Raw genomic sequence first — 23,841 nt, 5'->3', positions numbered from 1 at the left:
GTAAAGTTATCGAAGGTCGTGCTAGTTTATTGTCAATTCCTCGTATGCGTGGGCAAAACGTCAGTCAGAACATAGAGTTGGCGCCACGTTTTAAAGCGGTTTGGACGTTGCTAAACCCCTTATTTTTCAGCATTTTTTATTAGAGGCACGGGATTACATGGAAATCGGTCTGCGCGAGTGGCTGATCGTCATCGGCATTATTGTCATTGCCGGTATTCTTTTTGATGGCTGGCGCCGCATGCGCGGTGGCAAGGGCAAGCTCAAATTCCGTTTGGACCGTAACCTGTCCAACTTGCCCGACGACGACGGCAGCGCCGAGCTGCTGGGGCCGCCTCGTGTGCTGGATAACCATAAAGAACCACAACTGGACGAGCACGACTTGCCGTCGATGAGTGCGCCGGTGCGTGAAGCCCGCGAGCCGTCGTCCAAGCGTGGCAAGCGCGCCAGTGCCGCCGTCGCCGAGCCGCATCAGGGCGACCTGAACCTCGACGTCGACGAAGGCCCGAGCTTCAGCAGCCGCGACGACGATTTCCCGGATGAAAATATCGGCAAGGCATCCAGTGCGCCGCGCCAATCGGTCAACGACCAGCCGGCTGCCGAAGAAGTCTTGGTGATCAGCGTGATCTGCCGCGACGCCGCCGGCTTCAAAGGCCCGGCACTCTTGCAGAATATCCTCGAAAGCGGCCTGCGCTTTGGCGAGATGGATATTTTCCACCGCCACGAAAGCATGGCCGGTAACGGCGAAGTGCTGTTCTCCATGGCCAACGCGGTCAAGCCGGGCACTTTCGATCTGGACGATATCGACTTGTTCAGCACCCCGGCGGTGAGCTTCTTCCTCGGTTTGCCAGGCCCGCGTCACCCGAAACAAGCGTTCGACGTGATGGTGGCTGCTGCGCGCAAGCTGTCCCAAGAGCTCAACGGCGAGCTCAAGGACGACCAACGCAGCGTGCTCACTGCCCAGACCATCGAGCATTACCGTCAGCGCATCGTCGAGTTCGAGCGTCGCGCCCTGACACAGAAACGCTGAGGTTCGATCTTAAGCGTTGCCTGTAGAATCCGTGCACTAACATATTGAGCAGCTTCGGCTGCTCTTTTGCTTTATGAGAGAACACCCATGACCGCCGCCCACACCCGCATTCTCGAACTGCGCGCTGAACTGGATCAGCACAATTACCGCTACCACGTCCTCGACGAGCCGAGCATTCCGGACGCCGAGTACGACCGGTTATTCCATGAGCTAAAGGCTCTGGAAGCCGAGCACCCGGATTTGGTGACGCGTGATTCGCCGACGCAGCGGGTTGGCAGTGCGGCGCTGTCGGCGTTCACCCAGGTCAAGCACGAGATTCCGATGCTCAGCCTGGGCAACGCCTTTGATGAAACCACCATGCTCGAATTTGATCGCCGGGTTACCGAAGGTCTCGACCTGCCGGTGGGCGATCTGTTTGGCGGCGGCGCAGCGGTGGAATACAGCTGCGAGCCCAAGCTCGATGGCCTGGCGGTCAGCCTGTTGTATCAGGACGGCGAACTGGTGCGCGGTGCCACGCGCGGCGATGGCACCACCGGTGAAGACATCAGCGTCAACGTGCGCACGGTGCGCAATATCCCGTTGAAACTGCACGGCATCGGCTGGCCGGCGACCCTGGAAGTGCGCGGCGAAGTGTTCATGTCCAAGGCTGGCTTCGAGCGCCTTAATGCCTCGCAACTGGAAGTGGGCGGCAAGACCTTCGCCAACCCGCGTAATGCCGCCGCGGGCAGCTTGCGCCAGCTGGACTCGAAGATCACCGCCAGCCGCCCGCTGGAGTTTTGCTGCTACGGCGTGACTACCGACATCAGTGACACCCATATCGGTAACCTGCAGCAACTGCAGAAGTGGGGCATGCCCATCAGCCATGAGCTGAAGCTGGCCAAGGGTATTCAGGATTGCCTGGCGTACTACCGCGATATCGGCGAGCGGCGTAACAGCCTGCCGTACGAGATTGACGGCGTGGTGTTCAAGGTCAACAGCATTGCCTCCCAGCGAGAGTTGGGCTTCCGCGCCCGTGAACCACGCTGGGCCATCGCGCATAAATTCCCGGCCATGGAAGAGCTGACCGAACTGCTCGACGTGGAATTCCAGGTCGGCCGCACCGGTGCAGTAACGCCGGTGGCGCGCTTGAAGCCGGTCAAGGTCGCGGGTGTGACGGTGTCCAACGCAACCTTGCACAATATGGATGAAGTGGCGCGCCTGGGCTTGATGATCGGCGACACCGTGATCATTCGCCGTGCCGGTGATGTGATCCCGCAAGTCGTCTCGGTGGTCACCGAACGCCGCCCGGAAAACGCCCGCGCCGTGCACATTCCGCAAAGCTGCCCGGTGTGCGGCTCCCATGTGGAGCGCACGCAACTGGTCAAGCGCAGCAAGGGCAAGGAAACCGTCAGCGAAGGCGCGGTTTACCGCTGCGTCGGGCGCCTGGCCTGTGGCGCGCAGCTCAAGCAGGCGATCATCCATTTTGTGTCGCGCCGCGCCATGGACATTGACGGCCTGGGCGACAAGACCATCGAGCAACTGGTGGATGAAAAGCTTATCGGCTCGCCGGCTGACCTCTACAAGCTCAAATACGAGCAGATCATCGACCTGGAAGGCTTTGCCGATATTTCCAGCAAGAAGCTGATTGCCGCCATCGAAAACAGCAAGACGCCGACCCTGGCGCGGTTTATCTACGCCTTGGGCATTCCGGACGTGGGCGAAGAGACGGCCAAGGTGCTCGCGCGCTCGCTGGCGTCCCTGGAGCGCGTGCAGCAGGCCTTGCCGGAAGTGCTGACGTACTTGCCGGACGTGGGCCTTGAAGTCGCCCACGAGATTCACAGCTTCTTTGAAGACAGCCATAACCAGGAGGTGATTGGCGCGCTGCTGTCGCCGGATGAATGCGGCCTGCAATTGCAGGATCAGGGCGACCTGAGCGCCGAGTTTGCCGCCAGCACCACCCTCGGCGGCCTGCTCGACAAGCTGCACGTGCCCAGCGTAGGGCCTGGCGCCGCGCAAAAACTGGCCGACAAGTTCGTCAGCCTCGAAGGCGTGATCAAGGCCGACTGGCTGGATATGCGCCAGGCGTTGCCCGAGAAGCAGGCCAAGGCGGTGCGCGAGTTTTTTGATAACCCGGACAATGCCCACCGTGCCCTGGCCATCGAGCAGCAGCTCAAGGACTTCGGTATGCACTGGCAGAGCGAGAAGAAGGTCGTCGAAGGCTTGCCGGAAGCGGGGCATACCTGGGTGCTGACCGGCTCTCTTGAGCTGATGAGCCGTGATGTGGCCAAGGACAAGCTCGAAAGCCTGGGCGCCAAGGTGGCAGGTTCCGTCTCGGCCAAGACTCACTGCGTGGTTGCCGGGCCGGGCGCGGGTTCCAAGTTGGCCAAGGCCACCGAGCTGGGCCTCAAGGTGCTGGACGAAGAGGCCTTCGTCGCTTTCCTGGCCAAACACAACATCAGCGTCTGACGATCGTTCCCACGCTCCGCGTGGGAATGCAGCCCTGGACGCTCTGCGTCGGCTCTTGAACCTCGTGACGCAGAGCGTCACCGCAGGCATTCCCACGCAGAGCGTGGGAACGATCTTTCACGGTAAATGATCTAGTCTTGGTTACCCAGGGAGAGATCGCCATGTTCCGCTACTTCGAGCAACTCAGCACGCGCATCGCCGCACCGTTCATGGCCGGATCCTCGCGCAGCAGCAAGGTGTGGCAGTGCCGGTGCGGCCAGTCGCTGTTCTTTCGCAACAGCCAGTGCCTGGTCTGTTCTGCGCTGTTGGGCTATCAGCCCCAGCAAAGCCGGCTGTCGTCGCTACAGCCCGGCCCGGTCGATGGCACATGGCTACAGGACGATAACCTTGACGCCGGCACCTTCCGCCGCTGCGCCAACCTCGACACCCCGGCCGCCTGTAACTGGCTGATTCCTGCCCACAGCACCGCAACGCTGTGCGTGGCGTGCAGCCTGAACCGCACCATTCCCGACTTATCGGTGCCGGAAAACCCCGAACGCTGGCGCAAAGTCGAAACCGCCAAGCGCCGGTTGGTGGCGCAACTGATCAGCCTGGGCCTGCAAGTGGTGCCCAAAAGTGTTGACGAAAACAGCGGCCTGGCCTTCGATTTCGTCGGCATTGACCTTGAAGGCAACGCACCCACCACCGGCCACGCCAACGGCCTGATCACCCTCGATATCAAGGAAGCGGACGACGCCCATCGCGAGAAAGTCCGTGTGCAAATGCGCGAGCCGTATCGCACGTTGCTCGGCCACTTTCGCCACGAAGTCGGCCACTACTATTGGGATCGGCTGATTGCCAACAGCCATTGGCTTGAATCGTTTCGTAGCCTGTTCGGCGACGAACGCGCCAGTTACGCCGAGGCACTCGAGCAGCACTACCAGAACGGCCCGCGCGCCGACTGGCAGCAAACCTGTGTCAGCGCCTACGCGACCATGCACCCCTGGGAAGACTGGGCCGAAACCTGGGCTCACTACCTGCACATGATGGACGCCGTCGACACCGCACTGGGCTTTGGCATGAGTGCCCGCGAGATGGACCTGGATTACCAACCCTTCCCGTTGACCACGCTCTACGACCCCGAACACCCTGGCGGCCCGGCCTTCCTGTCGTTCGTCAACGCCTGGATCGAACTGGCCGGCATGCTCAACGAACTGTCGCGCAGCATGGGCCAGCCGGATTTCTACCCCTTTGTGTTGCCGCCGGCCGTGATCGCCAAGCTGCACTTCATTCACTTGGTGATTCAGGAGGAGGGCGGCAGGGCCGACGAAGTCGTACAAGCACAGTAATCCGCCCCTATGTGGGAGCTGGCTTGCCTGCGATTGCGGTGCATCATCCAGTGAATGCCCCAACTGATGCACCGCAATCGCGGGCAAGCCCGGCTCCCACAAGGTTCTGGCAGGTTATCGAGGTTGTGGACAAGTGCTTGAGCCCCTTCATATTTTTAATCCGGAACAACGGTTGTAAGTTCCGATGAGATCGGTACAATGGCGCGGCTTGCCGAGAGGCCAGCGTCGTTATGGTGACCCCATCGGTCCCCCCGCAACGATTACCCGTGAACCTGGTCAGAGCCGGAAGGCAGCAGCCACAGCGGGAACATTGTGTGCCGGGGTGTGGCTGGTGGGGTTGCCTCCATAACGCTCTCCTTTGTTTCTACCCTTCCTGTTTCAAATCAAACATTGTTTTACTCGCTCATCTGCCATTTTTTGCGCAGCGATGACGGCGTTGTGCTGGAAAACTTTCAGCGGCCTGCTAGCGTCATTCATGTAAGCGACCCTGTGCTGGAGTAGTAAAGAAGTGATGGCACTCCTTTGATCAACAAGGATGATTGCCATGCCCAGCCTTCCCGTTTTACCCAGAACGCTCAGTGCTTCAGTCGGCGCCCCAGGCAAGGCGCAGAATGTGCTTGCTGATGTTCGCTTTATCCAGCATCTGTTTAATCTGATCACGCCAGAATCCGCTTCGCGCCTTGTGGAGGACGGAAAGTGCGGCCCGCTATTGTTGCGGCGCATCAGCGACTATCAGGCGAATCGTCTCAAGGTCAGCAAACCTGATGGGGTGATTGACCCGGGCGGTCGGACGTTCAATAGCTTGGCCGACGATGCAGGCAAAGCCAATGCCGTTGTTCTTCCCGACCAGTCGTTAGTCACCAGGCCCACCTGTGACGGTCAAATCGCCCTGACCGAGGCTGATTTTCAGAGCGCGGCTGCAGCGCTGGGCAACGGTATTTCGGTGAACCTGATCAAGGCGTTCGCCGCCGTTGAGTCTGGTGGGCGATCCGGGTTCGGGCCGGCCAACATGCCGGTTATCGCCTTCGAGGGCCATATCTTTCGCAAGTACACTCAACATAAGTACGACAGGACCTACCCCTTTTTGTCCTACCCCTTTTTGGTCAATGCTGGCCCGCAATGGAAAGCCAACAATAAAACCCAGGCGATTGCGTGGCGGACTCTGGTCGATGCTTATACGTTGGACCAGGCAGCAGCGCTGATGTCGGCGTCCTACGGTATGTTCCAGGTCATGGGCTTTAATTTTGCTGCCTGTGGTTACAAGAACGTGTTCGAGTTTGTGGCTGCACTGAAGCTTAACGCCGGCCAGCAATTGATGGCGTTCTGCGGCTTTTGCCGCAAGAATCCAGCCTTGCTCAGAGCGATGAAAAGCAAGGACTTTGCCGGCATGGCGCGCAATTACAATGGCTCAAGCTATGGCGACTACGACAGGCGTATCCAAAAAGCCTTCGAGGCGCTGGAACGGAAAAAATAGCCGCACCTGCTGGCTGCCTCACATCGTTGAGGTGGCCCACTGGACAACCCAAAATCATCTTGTTAGTTTCCGCCAGCCACTTGTTTCAAGTTATGACAGGTGTGCGGTGCTGATATTGAAGTGCTATCACTTCTTGAACTAACAAGGATGTCCATGATGAAAAGCCTGCAAGGGTTGCCCCGTCTTATCAGTGCTTCAGTGGGCGCGCCGGGTAAAGCGCGCAACTTGCCTGCCGATGTTCAGTGCATCCAGTATCTATTTAATCTGATCATTCCCAAGATGGGTTTTGCGCTGGCCGAAAACGGTAAGTGCGATGGGCAATTGGTGCAGTGCATCAGCCAGTATCAGTTCCGGCACCTCAAGTATGCGCATCCTGATGGCGTGATCGACCCGACCGGCCGAACCTTCAATAGCCTGATAGAAGAGGCGGTCAAAGTGCCGGTGAAGGCGTTTCCGACGATGCGCATTCCGAGCTTTCTCAACGCGTTTGGCAATAACGGCGGCGATGCGGTACAGGCCACGGTCAATGTGTACCTGGAGCGCATGCGCGCGACCATCGAGGCCGAGCGGCGTAACCGCCAGTTGATGCTCCAGGCCACGTGCGATGGTGGCATGACGCTGACCGATACCGACTTTCAAAGCGCTGCCACCCAGTTGGGCAGCGGCATTTCGGTGAATATCATCAAGGCTTTCGCCACGGTCGAATCCGGCGGGCGTTCCGGGTTCGGGCCGGCCAAGTTGCCGGTGATTGCCTTTGAAGGCCACTTGTTTCGCAAGTACACCAAGCACATCTACGATCAGGCGCACCCGCTGCTGTCTTATATCTACGTGAGAAAGGCCGGGCCGCAGTGGCAGGTCAATAACAAGGACCAGACCAAAGCCTGGGAGACCATGGCCACAGCGTTTGCGCTGGACCAGGAGGCGGCATTGATGTCGGCGTCCTGGGGCATGTTTCAAATAATGGGGTTCAACTACACCTCCTGCGGTTACAAGACGGTGTTTGAATTTGCTGCCGCCCTGAAGGTCAATGCCGGTAACCAATTAAAAGCGTTTATTGGTTTTTGCAGCCAGAGCCCGGCCCTGATCAAGGCCATGAAAGATAAAGACTACGTGGCCATGGCGCGTAACTATAACGGCAAGGATTACGGTGACTACGACAGCCGTATCAAAAAGGCCTACGAAGCATTGGAAGGGAAGAAATAAGATGAGCCGTTTTCTAGCGATGAGTGTGTTGTCGTTGTGCGCCTTGGTGCCCGCGTTGGCAGGTGCCGCTGAGCTGCATTCTGGCAAATACGAGGGACTGATGCTGGCGGTCACCCCTGAGCATCAGGTTGAAGGCTACTACGCAGAAGAGCTGGGCGAGGGTGTGACCCGCAGCTGCACGTTTTACCTGCAAGGCCAGCCTGAAGCGCTCACCACCTGGCTAGACAAGGCCTACCCCGGCAGCGTCGCAGCGTCCTCCGACGGCGTGACCTTGACGGTGGAGCAGGGGCGCGAGCATCCCGGTTGCATCAGCGTGCTGATGCCGGAAATCGCCACCGGCCTGGACCTGGCCCAAACGGCCAGCAAGCAATGGATCGGCCTGGTGACCGTGACGGCCGACAAGGCTTACCTGCTGAAAAAACCAGGCGCTGAAGCGGCCAAACGCGCGTATATCGTCAAGGACGATGTGGTCGGCGTGCTGGCGTTCAAGGACGGCTGGGCCAAGGTCGAGTTCACCAATGCCAAAGACCATACCTACACCGGTTGGATCAGCCAGGACCAGTACGCACGCTTGGCGGCGCCGCAAGCCAACTAGCCAAACGTCTCCCGCAGCAGCCCGGCAAACGCATCCCGCGCCAGGTGGCGCTGGGTGTCCGTGTGCCAGAACAGCAGGTTGTCCACGGCCTGCAACTCCTCGAACCGGTAGGAGGCCAGTTGATTGGCCTGCTCGTAGCGGGCCAGGATGCCTTCCGGCGCCAACGCCACGCCAATCCCTGCACTGACGCAACCAATGATGGTGCCCCAACTGGCATAGCTGGCGATGCTTGGTTTGAAGGCGTGCGGTTTGATCCAGTTCTCCAGCGCCGCGCGATACGGACAACCGGGCGGCCACACCAGCAAGGTGCGGCCTGCCAAGTCTTCGGCACTGTTGATCGGCGCGCTGGAGGCGCTGGCGATCAGCACCAGGCGTTCGCTGTAGACCACACTGTGTTCGAGCTTGGCGCGCTTGCCGCCCGAGGCCACCAGCGCCACATCGAGGCGATGGTGTTGCAGGTCGTCGAGCAGTTGCGCCCAGGCGCCGGTGACCAGTTCCAGGCTGACGTCCGGGTAGCGCCGGTGGTATTCGGCCAGCAGCGGCGGCAGGCGGCCGCTGGCGCTGGATTCCACCGCACCGATGCGCAGCGTGCCGCGCGGGATGGCGTTGGCATCCACTGCGCGTTTGGACTCATCCACCAGGGCCAGGATGCGCTCGCAGTAATCGAGGAAGATTTCCCCGGCGGCACTGATGGCCAACCCACGGCCTGCGCGAATAAACAGCGGTGTGCCCAACTCGCTTTCCAGCTGCTTGATGCGCGTGGTGATGTTGGACGGCACGCAGTGCAGTTGCAGCGCGGCCTGGGCCACGCTGCCGGTTTGTGCCACGGCGCGCACCATTTTCAGTTGGGCCAGTTCCATTGCTCAGTTCCAATGATTTCAGAAGTCAGAAACGCTTAATTGTCCTGCGCCTTGCGCGGCTCAAGACTGACGGTATTCCTTCTCAGTATCTGGATGCCGTCGATGAATGCCCCGTCACCCGTAAAGCTTACGCTAGTCATCGCTGGCGTGATTCTCTGTTGGGCCTATTCGCCGATTGGCGTGCACATGGGGCTGCACAGCTACAGCCCTGGCCAGTTGGCGTTGCTGAGGTTTCTGATCGCCTCGGTGTTCATGGGCGGCATCGCCCTGGCGGTAGGCATCGGCCGCCCGCGTGTGCGGGATCTGCCGTGGTTGCTGGTGTTGGGTTTTTTCGGCGTGTTCCTGCACCACACCAGCCTCAACTACGGGCAACAGTGGGTGACGGCGGCGGCATCGAGTGTACTGGCGCAGTCGGTGCCGCTGTTCAGTGTGGTGATCGCGTTTTTCTGTTTGAAGGAACGGGTCAGCCTCTGGCGTTGGGGCTGCGTCTTGCTCGGCTTGCTGGGTGTGCTGGTGGTGATCTGGGGTGATCATGGCGTCGGTGATATCGACCCGCGCGGCTTGCTGATCTTGCTGGCAGCCGTGTCGTGGAGCGTGTATTTCGTCATCCAGAAACACTACGCCCATCGCTACAGCCCGCTGACCATGGCGTGTTACATGGTGTGGGCGGGCACCTTGATGCTGTGCGTGAACCTGCCGGGCTTGCCGGCTGCGGTGGCCCAGGCGCCAATGCCGGAGAATCTGTCGGTGCTGGTATTGGGGATTTTCCCCAGCGCCCTGGCCTACCTGGCCTGGGGCTATGTGCTCAAGCACGTGGACGTCAGCCGCGCCTCGGTGGCGATGTACCTGATTCCGCCGGTGGCCATGCTGATGGCGGCGACGCTGCTGGGCGAGCACGTTGCCCTGCAAGTGATATTGGGCGCGGTGATCGTGCTGGCCAGTGTCGCCGCCATCAGCCTTGAAGGGCGCTGGCGCTCAATCGCTCAGGCTGAACGCGCGCAGGCGGTGGCCGTCGAGGTCCTCGGCGACAAAGGTGTAGCCGAAGTCAAGGTGGGTCGGTGACTGAATGATGGTCGCGCCGCGCTCTACCCATTGAGCGTAAAGGGCGTCTACGGCGGCTGGGTCCCCCAGCGAAAAACCTACCTCACCGCCTCCGCCGGTAAACTGAGCCGCAGGCTCTACGGTGTGGCGCGACCACAGCCCCAGCTTGACGCCGTTGTCGAGAATGAACAGGGCGAACGTCGGGTTCAGCTCCACCGGTGGCTTGCCCAGCAGGCGGCTATAGAAGTTGGCGCTGGTGGCCGGGCTGTCGACGTAGAGCAGGAAGTAATGGGCGACGGTGTGCATGCAGGCTCCTTGATTACGGGCGGTTAAGTGAGCCCAGTCTAGGGGACGGCCCTGTCAGTTCTTGTCAGGAGCGTTCTTGTCAGGAGTGCGCAGCGGTCGCGCGTTCTCCCCGGTGTACAGTTTGATCAGGTCATCGATCTCGCCCGACATTTTCATCCGCAGCAGCGTGCGCAAGATCCGTTGCACCGGCACGCTCGGGTCATTGCGCACGATGCAGCCCAGGTTTTGTTCGTCGATCACCGCGACGTTGTGCAGCCGCAGGCTTGGGGCCACTTTCAGGTTGAAACGGTCCAGGGTCCATTCGTTGATCACGGCGTATTCGAAACGCGCGGCCACCAGCTTGTGCAGCACCAACTCCTCGCTGCGCGAATCGTCGCGGGTCAATTGGCCACTGGCGAACAGCGGTTCGAGGACGACATAGCGGTAGTTGAGCACCGTGCCAATGGCCTGCGGTGCCAACCTGGCCACCTGAACGGGCGGTGCGTGGACACTGGCCAACACATTGCGCTGCACCATCAAGGGTACGCTCCAGCTGTAGTCGCCGGACAATTCGCCGAGCCAATCCTGGGCGACATAGCAGCGCACATCGACCTCTGCGCGTGCCATGGCACCGGCGAGTCGCGCCCGGGCCAGCACGTGGAACTCGGCTGGCCGCCCGACCTGGGTGGCCAGGCTCAACATCAAGTCATACAAAATGCCCTGTATGGGCTGGTCACCCTCTATCTGTGCCATGGGCATTGCCCAGCTGTCGGAAACCGAAAAACGCAACGGTGCGGGCGCCGCCAGACAAGCAACGGAAATCATCCATAAAGCGCCCAAGACTACACGCATACACTCTCCGGGTTCAGGCCTTTGTGGGGCCAGTCAGGCAAGCTTAGTCAGATTAGACGAGCGTGCCGGATGCAATTTCCCCCTTGCTCCGCTAGCATTACCGGCTTCCGCTTCCCAGTTGCGACGGTTTTCGATGAGTTATCAGGTTCTTGCACGTAAATGGCGCCCGCGCTCGTTCCGCGAAATGGTCGGCCAGACCCATGTGCTCAAGGCTCTGATCAATGCCTTGGACAGCCAACGGCTGCACCACGCCTACCTGTTCACCGGTACTCGCGGGGTCGGCAAGACCACTATCGCGCGCATTATTGCCAAGTGCCTGAACTGTGAAACCGGCATCACGTCGACGCCTTGTGGCACATGTTCGGTATGCCGCGAGATCGACGAAGGGCGTTTTGTCGACCTGATCGAGATCGACGCCGCGAGCCGCACCAAGGTCGAAGACACCCGCGAGCTGCTCGACAACGTGCAGTACGCGCCGAGCCGTGGGCGCTTCAAGGTCTACCTGATCGACGAAGTGCACATGCTCTCCAGCCATTCCTTCAACGCCCTGTTGAAAACCCTGGAAGAGCCGCCGCCCTACGTTAAGTTCATCCTGGCCACCACCGACCCGCAGAAACTTCCTGCAACGATTTTGTCGCGGTGCCTGCAGTTCTCCCTGAAAAACATGACGCCCGAGCGCGTGGTCGAGCATTTGACCCATGTGCTCGGCGTCGAGAACGTGCCGTTCGAAGACGATGCGTTGTGGCTGCTCGGCCGCGCCGCCGATGGTTCGATGCGTGACGCCATGAGCCTCACCGACCAGGCCATCGCCTTCGGTGAAGGCAAGGTCATGGCCGCGGATGTACGCGCCATGCTCGGCACGCTGGACCACGGCCAGGTGTTCGACGTGTTGCACGCGCTGATCGAAGGTGACGCCAAGGCGTTGCTCGAAGCCGTGCGCCACTTGTCGGAGCAAGGCCCGGACTGGAACGGCGTACTCTCGGAAATCCTCAATGTGCTGCACCGCGTGGCCATCGCCCAGGCGTTGCCCGAAGGTGTCGACAACGGCCATGGCGACCGCGACCGCGTATTGGCGCTGGCCCAGGCGTTGCCAGCCGAAGATGTGCAGTTCTACTACCAGATGGGCCTGATCGGCCGCCGGGATTTGCCCTTGGCGCCAGACCCGCGTGGCGGCTTTGAAATGGTCTTGCTGCGGATGCTGGCCTTCCGGCCCGCTGACTCGGCAGATGCACCGAGACAGCCGCTAAAGCCAGTGGGGATCAGCCAGGCCACAGTTGATTCCGCCAAACCAGTGGCTGGCGCGGCGGTAGCCGCGCCAGTAGTTGCTGCACCTGAACCTGCGCCGGCTGCACCTGCGCCAGCTCCCGAGCCTGCGGTTGCCGCGCCAGTGGTCGAACCTGCGCCCGTGGTTGAGCCTGAACCTGCTCCCGCGCCGGTGGTTGACCTGCCTTGGAACGATCCGGTCGACGCAGAAGCTGAGCCTGAGCCTGAACCTGAAGTCGAGCAAGTGCCTGCTGTGGAGCCCGTGCTGGAAACCACCGGCGAGCAGCCCGAGCTGACGCCGATGCCCACGCCGACTCCGGACAGTGCGGTGCCGGACGCGCCGGAATGGGTGTCGGCGCCGGTCCCCGAGCCGACCGTTGCGCAGGTGGACGCCGCTACGCCGGGTATCGACCTCGATGACGAGCCGCCGCTGGACGAAGATTACATCGAGCCGGACATGGACTCGGCCTACAGCTACCTGGACGACCTGGCCAGCGAGCACACCGCCGAACCGGCCCCCGAGCCCGAAGCGGAACCCGCTGCGGCCCCGGCCACTGGCCTGGCGTTGCAATGGTTGGAGTTGTTTCCGAAATTGCCGATCTCCGGCATGACCGGCAGCATCGCCGCCAACTGCACCTTGATCTCCATCGAGGGCGACCACTGGCTGTTGCACCTGGACCCGGCCCACAGCGCCTTGTTCAACGCCACTCAGCAACGCCGACTCAACGATGCGCTCAACCAGTACCATGAACGCACGTTGACCATCGCCATCGAACTGATCAAGCCTGAGCAGGAAACCCCGGCCCAGGCGGCGACCCGTAAGCGCATCAACCGTCAGCGCGAGGCTGAAGACTCGATCCATGGCGATCCGCTCATCCAACAGTTGATGCAACAGTTCGGTGCGGTGGTGCGTCACGATACTATTGAACCTGTCGAAGCCCCGGTGCCCCAAGCGTCATAAAACCGGGCTACTAATTGATTGATCCACGTACTTTGAGGTGATTCCCATGATGAAAGGTGGCATGGCCGGCCTGATGAAGCAGGCGCAGCAGATGCAGGAAAAGATGGCCAAGATGCAGGAAGAACTGGCCAACGCCGAAGTCACCGGTAAAGCCGGTGGCGATATGGTCAGCGTGGTGATGACCGGTCGTCACGACATCAAGCGCGTGAGCATCGACTCAAGCGTATTGCCTGGCGTCGGCGAAGATGACCTGGAAATGCTCGAAGCGCTGTTCGCCGCGGCCGTCAACGACGCCGTGCGCAAGATCGAAGCCAACAGCCAGGAAAAAATGGGTGGCGTGACCGCTGGCATGCAACTGCCGCCGGGCATGAAACTGCCGTTTTGATCGTGCAGCGTTAGCTAGACTCAAATGCCAGGCATCGCGCCTGGCATTTTTGTTTGTGCTAATCCGATCGAACCCTGGCATGGCAAGCAGGGTCTGCACCCTATACCGAAAGATTCGTTAAAGGAGCCCCTCATGCCTCAAGAACCCATTCTTAACCAGCGCATTGTCCTGGTCTCGCGCCCGCAAGGCGCGCCGACACCGGAAAACTTTCGCCTGGAACGCGTGAACCTGCCGGAATTGGCAGATGGCCAGGTGCTGCTCAAAACCCTGTACCTGTCCCTCGATCCCTACATGCGTGGGCGCATGAGTGACGCGCCGTCCTACGCAGCTCCGGTGGAAATCGACGAAGTGATGACCGGTGGTGCTGTCAGCCGTATCGAGCAATCGCGTAACCCGAAATTCGCAGCGGGTGATCTTGTGGTGGGTTCCACCGGCTGGCAGAGCCATAGCATCTCAGACGGAAACAACCTGATCCCGCTGCCCAAAGGCCTGGCCAGCCCCTCGATGGCGCTGGGTGTATTGGGTATGCCTGGCATGACCGCGTACATGGGCCTGATGGATATCGGCCAGCCCAAGGCCGGCGAAACCCTGGTGGTGGCGGCTGCCTCCGGCGCGGTGGGTTCGGTGGTCGGGCAGGTGGCCAAGCTCAAGGGTTTGCGCGTGGTGGGTATTGCCGGCGGCGCGGACAAGTGCCGCTACGTGGTCGATGAGCTGGGCTTTGACGCCTGTATCGACCACAAGAGCGCCGATTTTGCCCATGAGCTGGCGTTGGCCTGTTTCAAAGGCGTGGATATCTACTTTGAAAACGTCGGCGGCAAAGTCTTCGACGCCGTGCTGCCGCTGCTCAACCCCAAGGCACGCATTCCGCTGTGCGGCCTGATCGCCGGTTACAACGCCCATGAAGCCCCCAGCGGTCCTGATCGGCTGCCGGCACTGCAACGTACCTTGTTGACCAAGCGCGTGCGCATCCAGGGTTTTATCGTGTTCGACGATTATGGCGATCGCCAGCCCGAATTCCTCAGCGCCATGGCGCCGTGGGTGCGCGACGGCAAGATCAAGTTCCGCGAAGACGTGGTCGATGGCCTGGAACAGGCACCCGAAGCCTTTATCGGTTTGCTCGAGGGGCGCAACTTCGGCAAGTTGGTGGTGCGCGTCGCACAGGATTGAGCATTTGACGCTAATCCGAGGCGCGGGTATAAACCGCGTCTCGTTGTTTTGTCGGACCCTTCGCCCATGAGCTTCAGCCCCCTGATTCGCCAACTGATCGACGCCCTGCGCACTTTGCCGGGTGTGGGCCAGAAAACCGCCCAGCGTATGGCGCTGCAACTGCTGGAGCGTGATCGCAGCGGCGGCACGCGGTTGGCCCAGGCCTTGAGCCAGGCCATGACCGGCGTGGGCCACTGCCGCCAGTGCCGCACCCTGACCGAAGAAGACCTGTGCCCGCAATGCGCCGACCCACGTCGCGACGACACTTTACTGTGCGTTGTTGAAGGGCCGATGGACGTGTACGCCGTCGAGCAGACCGGCTATCGCGGGCGCTACTTTGTGCTCAAGGGGCATCTTTCGCCGCTGGACGGCCTGGGGCCGGAAGCCATTGGCATTCCGCAACTGGTGACGCGCATTGAAGAGCAGGGCACGTTTACCGAGGTGATCCTGGCAACCAACCCGACGGTGGAAGGCGAGGCGACGGCGCATTACATCGCCCAATTGCTGACCAACAAAGGCTTGATCACCTCGCGTATCGCCCATGGCGTGCCGTTGGGTGGCGAGCTGGAATTGGTGGATGGCGGCACGTTGGCGCATTCGTTCGCCGGTCGCAAGCCGATCGCGCTCTAAAATGTGGGAGCTGGCTTGCCTGCGATAACGGTGGATCAGTGACATTGATGTCGCCTGACACTCCGCTATCGCAGGCAAGCCAGCTCCCACAGTGGTTTTGTGTTGTCAGGGATATCTTGATAACCAAGCAAGCGCTTGGTAAGTTCTCTCCACCTCACCGTGGAGCTTGCCGATGTCTGCCTATCAGGACTACTTCGACCCCAGCCACCAATTGGTCCGCGACAGCGTGCGCCGTTTCGTCGAGCGCGAGATGTTGCCGGGCATCGAGCAATGGGAGGAGGGCGAGAGCTTTCCTCGTGAGCTGTACCTCAAGGCGGGCGCGGCGGGGATCCTGGGCATCGGCTACCCCGAAAGCCTGGGCGGCAGCCATGAAGGCGACCTGTTCGCCAAGGTCGCCGCCAGCGAAGAGTTGATGCGTTGCGGTTCGGGTGGCGTGGTCGCGGGCCTGGGTTCGCTGGATATCGGCTTGCCGCCGGTAGTCAAATGGGCGCGCCCCGAGGTGCGTGAGCGCGTTGCGCCTCAAGTGCTGACCGGTGAGAAGATCATCGCCCTGGCCGTCACCGAGCCCGGTGGCGGCTCCGATGTAGCCAACCTGCAAACCCGCGCCATTCGCGATGGCGACTGTTACCGCGTCAGCGGCAGCAAAACGTTTATCACCAGCGGCATCCGCGCCGACTTCTATACGGTAGCCGTACGCACCGGCGGGCCGGGCTTCGGCGGCATCAGCCTGTTGCTGATCGAAAAGCACACGCCAGGTTTCACAGTCGGCCAACCGTTGAAGAAAATGGGCTGGTGGGCGTCGGACACGGCTGAGTTGTTCTTCGACGATTGCCGCGTGCCGGTAGGCAACTTGATCGGCGTCGAGAACATTGGCTTTGCCTGCATCATGGGCAATTTCCAGAGCGAGCGCCTGGCGCTGGCGCTGATGGCGAACATGACCGCGCAGCTCGCCCTTGAAGAAAGCCTCAAGTGGGCGAGCCAGCGCGAAGCCTTCGGCAAACCTATCGGCAAATTCCAGGTGCTCAAGCATCGGCTGGCGGAAATGGCCACCGCAGTGGAAGTCTCCCGCGAGTTCACCTACCGCCAGGCGGCGAAGATGGCGGCCGGCAAGAGTGTGATCAAGGAGATTTCCATGGCCAAGAACCTGGCCACTGATACCGCGGATCGGGTGACCTATGACGCGGTGCAGATACTGGGTGGGCAGGGGTATATGCGTGGCAGCCTGGTGGAACGGCTGTATCGGGATAACCGCATTCTGTCTATCGGCGGGGGCACGCGTGAGGTGATGAACGAGATCATCAGCAAGCAGATGGGGTTGTGATTAGTGGTGTTCTTTCAGGCGCTATCGCAGGCGAGCCAGCTCCCACCTTTGACTGTGTTTGCAAATCAAAATGTGGGAGCTGGCTTGCCTGCGATAGCGTCGGCCCAGGCAACTTTTAAACTTCGGTCAACCCAAACTGCGTCAGGCAAAACGTCGGAATGCCCATATCCTGCAGGCGTTGCGAACCACCCAGCTCCGGCAGATCAATGATCGCCGCCGCTTCGAAGATCTTCGCGCCCATACGTCGCACCAGGTTTGCCGCGGCAATCAAGGTGCCGCCGGTGGCGATCAGGTCATCGAACATCAGCACCGAGTCGCCGTCACACAGGCTGTCGGCGTGTACTTCGAGAAAGGCTTCGCCGTATTCGGTCTGGTAACCCTCGGCCAGCACGTCAGCGGGCAGCTTGCCCTGTTTGCGGAACAGGATCAGTGGTTTGTTCAATTGGTAGGCGATGATCGAACCGATCAGGAAGCCACGGGCATCCATCGCGCCGATGTGGGTAAAGTCGGCCTCGACATAACGCTGGGCAAAGCTGTCGGCCACCAGGCGCAGGGCGCGGGGCGATTGGAACAGCGGGGTAATGTCACGAAAGATCACCCCAGGCTTGGGGAAGTCGATGACGGGGCGGATCAGGGATTTGATGTCGAACGAATCGAAGGTCATCGTCGAAGAGTCCTGGGAGCGGAAAACGGACTCGAAGTATACCTGCGGCCTTGCCGATTGGCGCGGCCGCAAGCGTGCGCTTCAGACTTCCAGCGAGCCCCCGGCCAGCGCGCAGAGCTGGATCGGGTCGAGGATATGCACTTCCTTGCCTTCGGCGGCAATCAGTTCGTTTTGCTGGAAACGGGTAAACACGCGGGACACGGTTTCCACCGCCAGGCCCAGGTAATTGCCGATTTCGTTGCGCGACATGCTCAGGCGGAACTGGTTGGCCGAGAACCCACGGGCACGGAAACGTGCCGACAGGTTGACCAAAAACGTGGCGATGCGCTCGTCGGCGGTTTTTTTCGACAGCAGCAACATCATCTGTTGGTCGTCGCGGATTTCGCGGCTCATCACGCGCATCAATTGGCGGCGCAGTTGCGGCAGCTGCAGGGCCAATTCATCCAGGCGTTCGAAGGGGATTTCGCACACCGAGGTCGTCTCCAGGGCCTGGGCCGACACCGGGTGAATCTCGGTGTCCATGCCAGACAGCCCGACCAGTTCGCTGGGCAGGTGGAAGCCGGTGATCTGCTCTTCGCCGCCGTCGCTCAGGCTGAAGGTCTTCAATGCGCCGGAGCGAACTGCATAGACAGAATCGAATTTGTCGCCCTGGCGAAACAGAAACTCGCCTTTTTTCAGCGGTCGGCCGCGTTTAACGATTTCGTCCAGCGCTTCCATGTCTTCCAAATTCAACGAAAGTGGCAGGCAGAGGGGGGCCAGGCTGCAATCCTTGCAGTGAGCCTGGCTGTGAGCGCGCAGTTTAACTGGCTCGGACATTTCTTAAATCCTTGTGGGAAAACACACATAAGACGTAAGGGTAACGCACCGAGGGTGGCTGAGGCCAGCGTGTACAAAAAAGCAGCAACGGTATAAAGCTCTTTGTATCGGTGCCGATACACAGGTGTCTCTCTATGAGCTGGAGCTCAAATCATGTCAGTCAGCACTGTCTCAAACCCATCGATCAACGTTGCAACGGTATCGGTCTGGAAGGCCGCCGATGCGGCCAGGGATAAAGACGCCGCGCCCAAGGCCGCCACCGAGGACAAGCCCGCTGAACCTAATGCGGCTGAAGGTGTGAAGGTGGTCATTTCCGGCGCGGGGATGGGCATGGCTTCGGCTGAGAAATCCTCCAATAGCGATATTGATGAAAGCAATCTGAAAGACAACATCAAACAGTTGCTGAAGATGATCCGCGAGCTGAAAAAGCAGCTTGCCGAAAAGATGGCTCAGCTCTCGGCAGTCATGAATGACACCACGTTGACCCCGCAAGCACGCCAAGCCAAAGTGGCGGGTTTGCAGGGCGACGTGGCGACGATACAGGCCGGTTTAATGACCGCCCAATCACAACTGGCCAAATCGCTGAAAGATGAGTCGCCTGAAGCTCAGATGGAAGCCATGAGCCTGATGGCGAAATAAAGCCCTTAGATCACCCGCGAGAATCGCTGCCTGTTCTGGTGCTCCAGGTAGGCATCGAACACCATGCACACCGAACGCACCAGCAAGCGCCCGGCGGGCAATACGCGAATGCCGTGTGCATCCAGCTCGATCAGGCCGTCGGCGGCCATTGTCTCCAGCTGTGGCCAGAGTTCGTCGAAATAGCCGCGAAAATCGATGTTGAAAGCCTGTTCGATCCGCTCGAATGCCAGGCTGAAATTGCAGATCAACTGCTGAATCACTTCCCGGCGCAAACGATCATCCGTGGTGCAGACCAGGCCACGGCTGGTGGCCAGTTGCGCGCCGGCCAGTGAGTTCTGGTAGTGATTGAGGTCGCTGCTGTTCTGGCAATACAGGTCGCCGATCTGGCTGATCGCCGACACGCCCAGCCCAATCAAATCGCAATGCCCGTGGGTGGTGTAGCCCTGGAAGTTACGCTGCAGCGTGCCTTCTTCCTGGGCCACGGCCAGTTCGTCATCCGGCAGGGCAAAGTGGTCCATGCCGATGTAGCGGTAGCCGGCACGGGTCAACTGCTCGATGGTGGTTTGCAGCATCAGCAGTTTTTCTTCCGGCGAGGGCAAATCGTCGGCATTAATGCGCCGCTGCGGCATAAAGCGCTCGGGCAGGTGCGCGTAGTTGAAGACCGACAGGCGATCCGGTTGCAGGTTGATCACCTCTTCAACGGTGCGCGCAAAATTCAGCGGCGTCTGCTTGGGCAGGCCGTAGATCAAATCAATATTGATCGAGCGAAATTGCAGGGTGCGCGCCGCATCGATCACCGCACGGGTTTCTTCCAGGCTTTGCAGGCGGTTGACCGCACGCTGCACCTCGGGATCAAGGTCCTGCAGGCCGATGCTTACGCGGTTAAAGCCCAGTTCGCGCAGCAGCCCCATGGTCGCCCAGTCGGCTTCACGCGGGTCGATCTCGATGCCGTAGTCGCCGGAATCATCATTGAGCAAATTGAAGTGCTGGCGCAGGCGGGTCATCACCTGGCGCAGTTCGTCGTGGCTGAGAAAAGTCGGCGTGCCGCCGCCGAAGTGCAGTTGCTCCACGGGCTGTTTCGGGTCCAGGTGGCAGGCCACCAACTGGATTTCCTGCTCCAGGCGTTGCAGGTAGGCCTGGGCTCGGCCACGGTCCTTGGTGATGACCTTGTTGCAGGCGCAGTAGTAGCAAATGTTTGCGCAGAACGGCACATGCACATACAGCGACAAGGGCCGTACGGCCTTGCGGCTGTCGCGCAGGGCGTGGAGCAGGTCGAAGGTGCCGACCTGGCTGTCGAATTGTACGGCGGTGGGGTAGGACGTGTAGCGCGGCCCCGCCAAGTCGTAGCGGTGAATCAGATCTGTGTCCCAACGAATGGCGTCGAGCATGCGGGCGGTCCCCGGGATTGGCTAGTGGGCCGAGTCTAGGGGCGCGCCGCAGGTACCATCTTGATTTGCATCAACGGGGAGCGGCGCTATGCCACATGGCGATTTAATGGCCCATTAGCCAGTGTTGATGCGGGCCTGGCAACGTCCAAACGCCGAAGAGCATAACCAGCACGCCACCGGCCACACGCACGCTGCGTTTGCGCAGCACCGCCGTGACACGTTCCGCCGCCAAGCCAGTCGCCAGCAGTACTGGCCAGGTTCCAAGCCCAAAGGCGAGCATCAGCATTGCGCTGTCCAGCGCATTACCCTGGCTCGCCGCCCATAACAGCGTGCTGTAGACCAACCCGCACGGCAACCAGCCCCACAGCGCGCCCAGCAGCAATGCGCGTGGCAGGCTGGATACCGGCAGCAAACGGTTGGCGACCGGCTGTACGTAGCGCCACAGGCCGCGCCCCAGGCTTTCGATACGGGTGAGGCCGCTCCACCAACCGGCCAAGTACAAACCCATGCTGATCAGCAACAACCCGGCGAGCACGCGCATGAACATCGCCGCCGGGCTGTTGGCCACCGCCCAGCCGGCCAGGCCGATCAATAACCCGGCAGCGGCGTAGCTGAGGATGCGCCCCAGGTTATAGGCGAGCAGCAGGCGAAAACGGCGGCTGCGTTGTTCTTTGGGGATTGCCAGCGTCAGCGCGCCCATCAGCCCGCCGCACATGCCCAGGCAATGGCCGCCGCCCAGTAGCCCGAGGATCAAGGCCGAGACCAGCAATGGCGCCAACTCAAGCATGGGGTGGGTCTTTGGGCGGTTGCTCGGCCCGGTTGGCTTCGTCGACGCCCGCCAGGTGGTTCGGGTCCTGGTCGTCGAACAGCACGCTGTGGGCCGGGCCGTCGAGGTCGTCGTACTGGCCGCTGTCCACCGCCCAGAAGAAAATGTAAATGGCCACGCCGACTAACAGCAGCGCCGCCGGAATCATCACGTAGAGAGCTGGCATCGGTACTCCATGCCCACGCGGCTCAAGCCGGCAGCGGGCGGGTTACTAAGGTGGCACTGTTTGCCTGCGTGCTCGGCAGGCGAGTCAGGCGCAAGGCGTTGAGCACCACGGTCAACGAGCTGAGGGACATGCCGATCGCGGCCCAGATCGGGGTGATCCAACCGAGGGCGGCAAACGGCAGCATAAGGCCATTGTACAGCCCGGCCCACAGCAGGTTTTCAATGATTACCCGCCGCGTGCGCCGCGCCAGGGTAAACGCCTGCACCAGCGCGTCGAGACGGTTGGACAGCAGCACGGCATCGGCACTGGTTTTTGCCAAGTCGGTGGCTGAGCCCATCGCCACGCTGATATCGGCGGCGGCGAGCACAGGCACATCGTTGACGCCGTCGCCAAGCATCAGCACCTTGCGGCCTTGCTGGTGCAACTGGTGCAGCACCTGCAGTTTGTCGTCGGGGCGCAAGCCGCCCTTGGCCTCGTCAATCCCCAACTCAAGCGCGACACTGGCGACCATCGGCGAGCTGTCACCCGACAGCAACAGCGTACGCCAACCTCGCGCTTTGCACGCGGCCAGCAGGGCGGGCGCATCGCTGCGCAGGCGGTCATCGAGCACGAACCAGGCGAGGGCGCCTTCACGATCGCCCAGCAGCAACCATTGGCCTGCTTCGTCCGGCGAGGCGGGAATCGCGCAGCCGCTTAATTGGCACACAAAGCCCGGCTGGCCGATGCGCAATTGATGCTCGCCCACACGACCTTCCAGGCCTAAGCCTGGGAAACTCAGGACTTCCTCGGCGGCCAGCGGCGCACGCCCGAAGGCGCGGGCAATCGGGTGCTCGGAGCGGTTTTCCAGCGCGGCGGCGAGGCCCAGGCAGTCGTCGCTGTTCAACGTGCCCAACGGGCGGATGGCACGCAGGGCCAGGCGGCCTTCGGTCAGGGTGCCGGTCTTGTCGAAAATCACCGTGTCGATCTGGTTCAAGCCTTCCAGCACGTGCCCACGAGTGAGTAACAGCCCGAGTTTGTGCAATGTGCCGGTGGCGGCGGTGAGGGCGGTCGGTGTCGCCAGCGACAACGCGCAAGGGCAGGTTGCCACCAGCATCGCCAGCACAATCCAGAATGCGCGTGACGCGTCCAGTTCCCACCACAGCAGGCCGATCAGCGCGGCCGCGATCAGCGAGCACAGCAGAAACCATTGAGCAGCACGGTCGGCGATTTGCGCCAGGCGCGGTTTCTCGGCCTGGGCACGTTCCAGCAGGCGCACGATGGCAGACAGGCGGGTGTCATGCCCCAAGGCGCGCACCTCGACGGTCAGCGCGCCTTCGACGTTGAGCGTGCCGGCGGTAACCGCGTCGCCGACGTTGCGCGGCTGCGGCAGGTATTCGCCGGTGAGCAGGGACTCGTCAATGCTCGACTGGCCATCAAGAATCAGCCCATCGGCCGGCAGCACGGCGCCGGGATGCACCAGTACGCGATCGCCTACGGCCAGTTCGCTGAGCAGGATGCGCTCGCTCTGACCATCACTTTTGAGGCGTAAGCATGACGCCGGCAGCAGGTTGACCAACTGCGCGGTGGCGGCGGCCGTACGCTCACGTGCCCGACGCTCCAGGTAGCGCCCGGCGAGCAGGAACAGCGCGAACATGCCCACCGCGTCGAAGTACAACTCGCCAGTACCAGTTATGGCGGTCCAGATGCCCGCCAGGTACGCGCCGCCAATCGCCAGGGACACCGACACATCCATGGTCAGGTGGCGCGTGCGCAGGTCGCGCAGGGCGCCTTTGAAGAACGGCGCACAGCTGTAGAACACGATGGGCGTAGTCAGAAACATCGCCACCCAGCGCAGGATCACGTGCAACTCCGGGCTCAGGTCAATATTGAATTCCGGCCAGGTCGCCATGGTCGCCATCATTGCCTGGAACCACAACAACCCCGCCACGCCCAGCTGGCGCAAGGCCCGGCGGTTTTCGCTGGCCAATTGCTCGGCGGCGCGATCGGCCTGGTAAGGGTGGGCGGCGTAGCCGATATGGCGCAGTTCGCTGAGCACCTGGCTCAACGGCAATTGCCCATCGGCCCAGCGCACGTGCAGGCGATGGTTGGACAGGTTCAGCCGCGCCTCGGCCACGGCGGGCAGGCTGCGCAAGTGTTTTTCGATCAGCCAGCCACAGGCCGCGCAGCTGATGCCTTCCATCAACAGGGTGGTTTCGGCCAGATCGCCTTCGTGGCGCACAAAGGGTTTTTGCACGTCGGCGCGGTCGTACAGCGCCAGTTCGTCGACCAGTTGCACCGGCAGCGCCTCGGGGTTGGCCGAGGCTTCGCTGCGGTGCTGGTAATAGCTTTGCAACCCGCCGGCCACAATCGCCTCGGCCACTGCCTGACAGCCCGGGCAGCAGAGTTCGCGGCGCTCGCCGAGGATTTCGGCGGTGAACCGGCTGCCGGGTGGGACGGGCAGGGCGCAGTGGTAGCAGGGGGTTGGGC

The 23,841-nt window shown here is 61.3% G+C and carries 23 protein-coding genes and 1 other RNA gene; 14 read left to right on the top strand and 10 right to left on the bottom strand.

Going from position 1 to position 23,841, the window contains the following annotated elements; all coding sequences use genetic code 11:
- Positions 1–157: 157 nt before the first annotated feature.
- The 4 genes from zipA to ffs all read left to right on the top strand — a co-directional run bounded on the left by zipA (position 158) and on the right by ffs (position 5,137).
- Positions 158–1,027, top strand: coding sequence for a cell division protein ZipA (gene zipA, locus GIW28_RS24840; protein WP_017134785.1), 870 nt, complete (start codon positions 158–160; stop codon positions 1,025–1,027).
- An 87-nt stretch (positions 1,028–1,114) separates the two neighbouring features.
- Positions 1,115–3,472 (top strand): NAD-dependent DNA ligase LigA, encoded by a 2,358-nt coding sequence (gene ligA / locus GIW28_RS24835; RefSeq protein ID WP_236445785.1) that lies wholly within the window; start codon positions 1,115–1,117, stop codon positions 3,470–3,472.
- 161 nt (positions 3,473–3,633) lie between these two features.
- On the top strand, positions 3,634–4,800 hold the full coding sequence (locus GIW28_RS24830) for a zinc-binding metallopeptidase family protein (protein ID WP_017134787.1): 1,167 nt from the start codon (positions 3,634–3,636) through the stop codon (positions 4,798–4,800).
- Positions 4,801–5,040: 240 nt separating this feature from the next.
- Positions 5,041–5,137: signal recognition particle sRNA small type (ffs, locus tag GIW28_RS24825), an RNA gene on the top strand.
- A 41-nt stretch (positions 5,138–5,178) separates the two neighbouring features.
- Here ffs and GIW28_RS24820 read toward each other — a convergent pair.
- Positions 5,179–5,346, bottom strand: coding sequence for a hypothetical protein (locus GIW28_RS24820; RefSeq protein ID WP_169984923.1), 168 nt, complete (start codon positions 5,344–5,346; stop codon positions 5,179–5,181).
- Here GIW28_RS24820 and GIW28_RS24815 point away from each other — a divergent pair.
- The 3 genes from GIW28_RS24815 (at position 5,345) to GIW28_RS24805 (ending at position 8,072) form a co-directional block, all read left to right on the top strand.
- Complete coding sequence (locus GIW28_RS24815) at positions 5,345–6,274, top strand: N-acetylmuramidase family protein (RefSeq protein ID WP_236445787.1); 930 nt, start codon at positions 5,345–5,347, stop codon at positions 6,272–6,274. The genes GIW28_RS24820 and GIW28_RS24815 overlap by 2 nt on opposite strands.
- 156 nt (positions 6,275–6,430) lie before the next feature.
- On the top strand, positions 6,431–7,477 hold the full coding sequence (locus tag GIW28_RS24810; protein WP_017134790.1) for an N-acetylmuramidase family protein: 1,047 nt from the start codon (positions 6,431–6,433) through the stop codon (positions 7,475–7,477).
- Position 7,478: 1 nt separating this feature from the next.
- Positions 7,479–8,072, top strand: coding sequence for a hypothetical protein (locus tag GIW28_RS24805; protein ID WP_017134791.1), 594 nt, complete (start codon positions 7,479–7,481; stop codon positions 8,070–8,072).
- Here the strand turns inward: GIW28_RS24805 and GIW28_RS24800 are convergent.
- Positions 8,069–8,932 (bottom strand): LysR family transcriptional regulator, encoded by an 864-nt coding sequence (locus tag GIW28_RS24800; RefSeq protein ID WP_017134792.1) that lies wholly within the window; start codon positions 8,930–8,932, stop codon positions 8,069–8,071. The genes GIW28_RS24805 and GIW28_RS24800 overlap by 4 nt on opposite strands.
- Before the next feature lie 102 nt (positions 8,933–9,034).
- On the opposite strand from GIW28_RS24800, the gene GIW28_RS24795 reads away from it, so the two are divergent.
- Positions 9,035–9,994, top strand: coding sequence for a DMT family transporter (locus GIW28_RS24795; RefSeq protein ID WP_236448131.1), 960 nt, complete (start codon positions 9,035–9,037; stop codon positions 9,992–9,994).
- On the opposite strand, the gene GIW28_RS24790 is transcribed toward GIW28_RS24795, so the two are convergent.
- Complete coding sequence (locus GIW28_RS24790) at positions 9,908–10,279, bottom strand: VOC family protein (RefSeq protein ID WP_017134794.1); 372 nt, start codon at positions 10,277–10,279, stop codon at positions 9,908–9,910. The two genes, GIW28_RS24795 and GIW28_RS24790, sit on opposite strands and share 87 nt — an antisense overlap.
- Before the next feature lie 54 nt (positions 10,280–10,333).
- Entirely contained in the window at positions 10,334–11,110 is a 777-nt protein-coding gene (locus GIW28_RS24785; RefSeq protein ID WP_236448132.1) for an amino acid ABC transporter substrate-binding protein, read from the bottom strand.
- Between the two features lie 133 nt (positions 11,111–11,243).
- Here GIW28_RS24785 and dnaX point away from each other — a divergent pair, with 133 nt between their 5' ends.
- From dnaX to GIW28_RS24760, 5 genes are all read left to right on the top strand, one after another.
- Positions 11,244–13,334 (top strand): DNA polymerase III subunit gamma/tau, encoded by a 2,091-nt coding sequence (gene dnaX / locus GIW28_RS24780; protein WP_236459058.1) that lies wholly within the window; start codon positions 11,244–11,246, stop codon positions 13,332–13,334.
- Between the two features lie 46 nt (positions 13,335–13,380).
- Positions 13,381–13,719 (top strand): YbaB/EbfC family nucleoid-associated protein, encoded by a 339-nt coding sequence (locus GIW28_RS24775; RefSeq protein ID WP_236448091.1) that lies wholly within the window; start codon positions 13,381–13,383, stop codon positions 13,717–13,719.
- Positions 13,720–13,851: 132 nt separating this feature from the next.
- On the top strand, positions 13,852–14,886 hold the full coding sequence (locus GIW28_RS24770; protein WP_017134797.1) for an NADP-dependent oxidoreductase: 1,035 nt from the start codon (positions 13,852–13,854) through the stop codon (positions 14,884–14,886).
- Between the two features lie 66 nt (positions 14,887–14,952).
- Positions 14,953–15,555 (top strand): recombination mediator RecR, encoded by a 603-nt coding sequence (recR, locus tag GIW28_RS24765; RefSeq protein ID WP_017134798.1) that lies wholly within the window; start codon positions 14,953–14,955, stop codon positions 15,553–15,555.
- A 172-nt stretch (positions 15,556–15,727) separates the two neighbouring features.
- Positions 15,728–16,876 (top strand): acyl-CoA dehydrogenase family protein, encoded by a 1,149-nt coding sequence (locus GIW28_RS24760; RefSeq protein WP_017134799.1) that lies wholly within the window; start codon positions 15,728–15,730, stop codon positions 16,874–16,876.
- A 115-nt stretch (positions 16,877–16,991) separates the two neighbouring features.
- On the opposite strand, the gene GIW28_RS24755 is transcribed toward GIW28_RS24760, so the two are convergent.
- Positions 16,992–17,540 carry an adenine phosphoribosyltransferase gene (locus tag GIW28_RS24755; protein WP_017134800.1) on the bottom strand — a complete coding sequence of 183 codons (549 nt, stop codon included), beginning with the start codon at positions 17,538–17,540 and terminating at the stop codon, positions 16,992–16,994.
- Between the two features lie 81 nt (positions 17,541–17,621).
- The gene (fnr, locus tag GIW28_RS24750; protein ID WP_056861531.1) at positions 17,622–18,356 is read right to left on the bottom strand and encodes a fumarate/nitrate reduction transcriptional regulator Fnr; all 735 of its coding nucleotides are present in this window, start codon (positions 18,354–18,356) and stop codon (positions 17,622–17,624) included.
- Between the two features lie 153 nt (positions 18,357–18,509).
- Here fnr and GIW28_RS24745 point away from each other — a divergent pair, with 153 nt between their 5' ends.
- A complete protein-coding gene (locus GIW28_RS24745; RefSeq protein WP_017134803.1) occupies positions 18,510–18,995 on the top strand; it encodes a hypothetical protein in 486 nt (161 codons plus the stop codon).
- 5 nt (positions 18,996–19,000) lie between these two features.
- Here GIW28_RS24745 and hemN read toward each other — a convergent pair whose 3' ends face one another.
- The 4 genes from hemN to GIW28_RS24725 form a co-directional block, all read right to left on the bottom strand.
- A complete protein-coding gene (hemN, locus tag GIW28_RS24740; RefSeq protein ID WP_236447997.1) occupies positions 19,001–20,383 on the bottom strand; it encodes an oxygen-independent coproporphyrinogen III oxidase in 1,383 nt (460 codons plus the stop codon).
- A 103-nt stretch (positions 20,384–20,486) separates the two neighbouring features.
- A complete protein-coding gene (locus GIW28_RS24735) occupies positions 20,487–21,170 on the bottom strand; it encodes a sulfite exporter TauE/SafE family protein (RefSeq protein ID WP_017134805.1) in 684 nt (227 codons plus the stop codon).
- Positions 21,163–21,375 carry a cbb3-type cytochrome oxidase assembly protein CcoS gene (gene ccoS, locus GIW28_RS24730; protein WP_017134806.1) on the bottom strand — a complete coding sequence of 71 codons (213 nt, stop codon included), beginning with the start codon at positions 21,373–21,375 and terminating at the stop codon, positions 21,163–21,165. Before ccoS ends, GIW28_RS24735 begins: the two co-directional genes overlap by 8 nt.
- 22 nt (positions 21,376–21,397) lie before the next feature.
- The coding region (locus GIW28_RS24725; protein ID WP_236490425.1) for a heavy metal translocating P-type ATPase at positions 21,398–23,841 on the bottom strand (2,444 nt) is incomplete at its 5' end.

Origin of the sequence: Pseudomonas sp. PA-5-4B, assembly GCF_021606215.1 — a bacterium.
GTDB classification, from domain to species: domain Bacteria; phylum Pseudomonadota; class Gammaproteobacteria; order Pseudomonadales; family Pseudomonadaceae; genus Aquipseudomonas; species Aquipseudomonas edaphica.
This window is presented reverse-complemented; position numbering and strand designations above follow the sequence as displayed.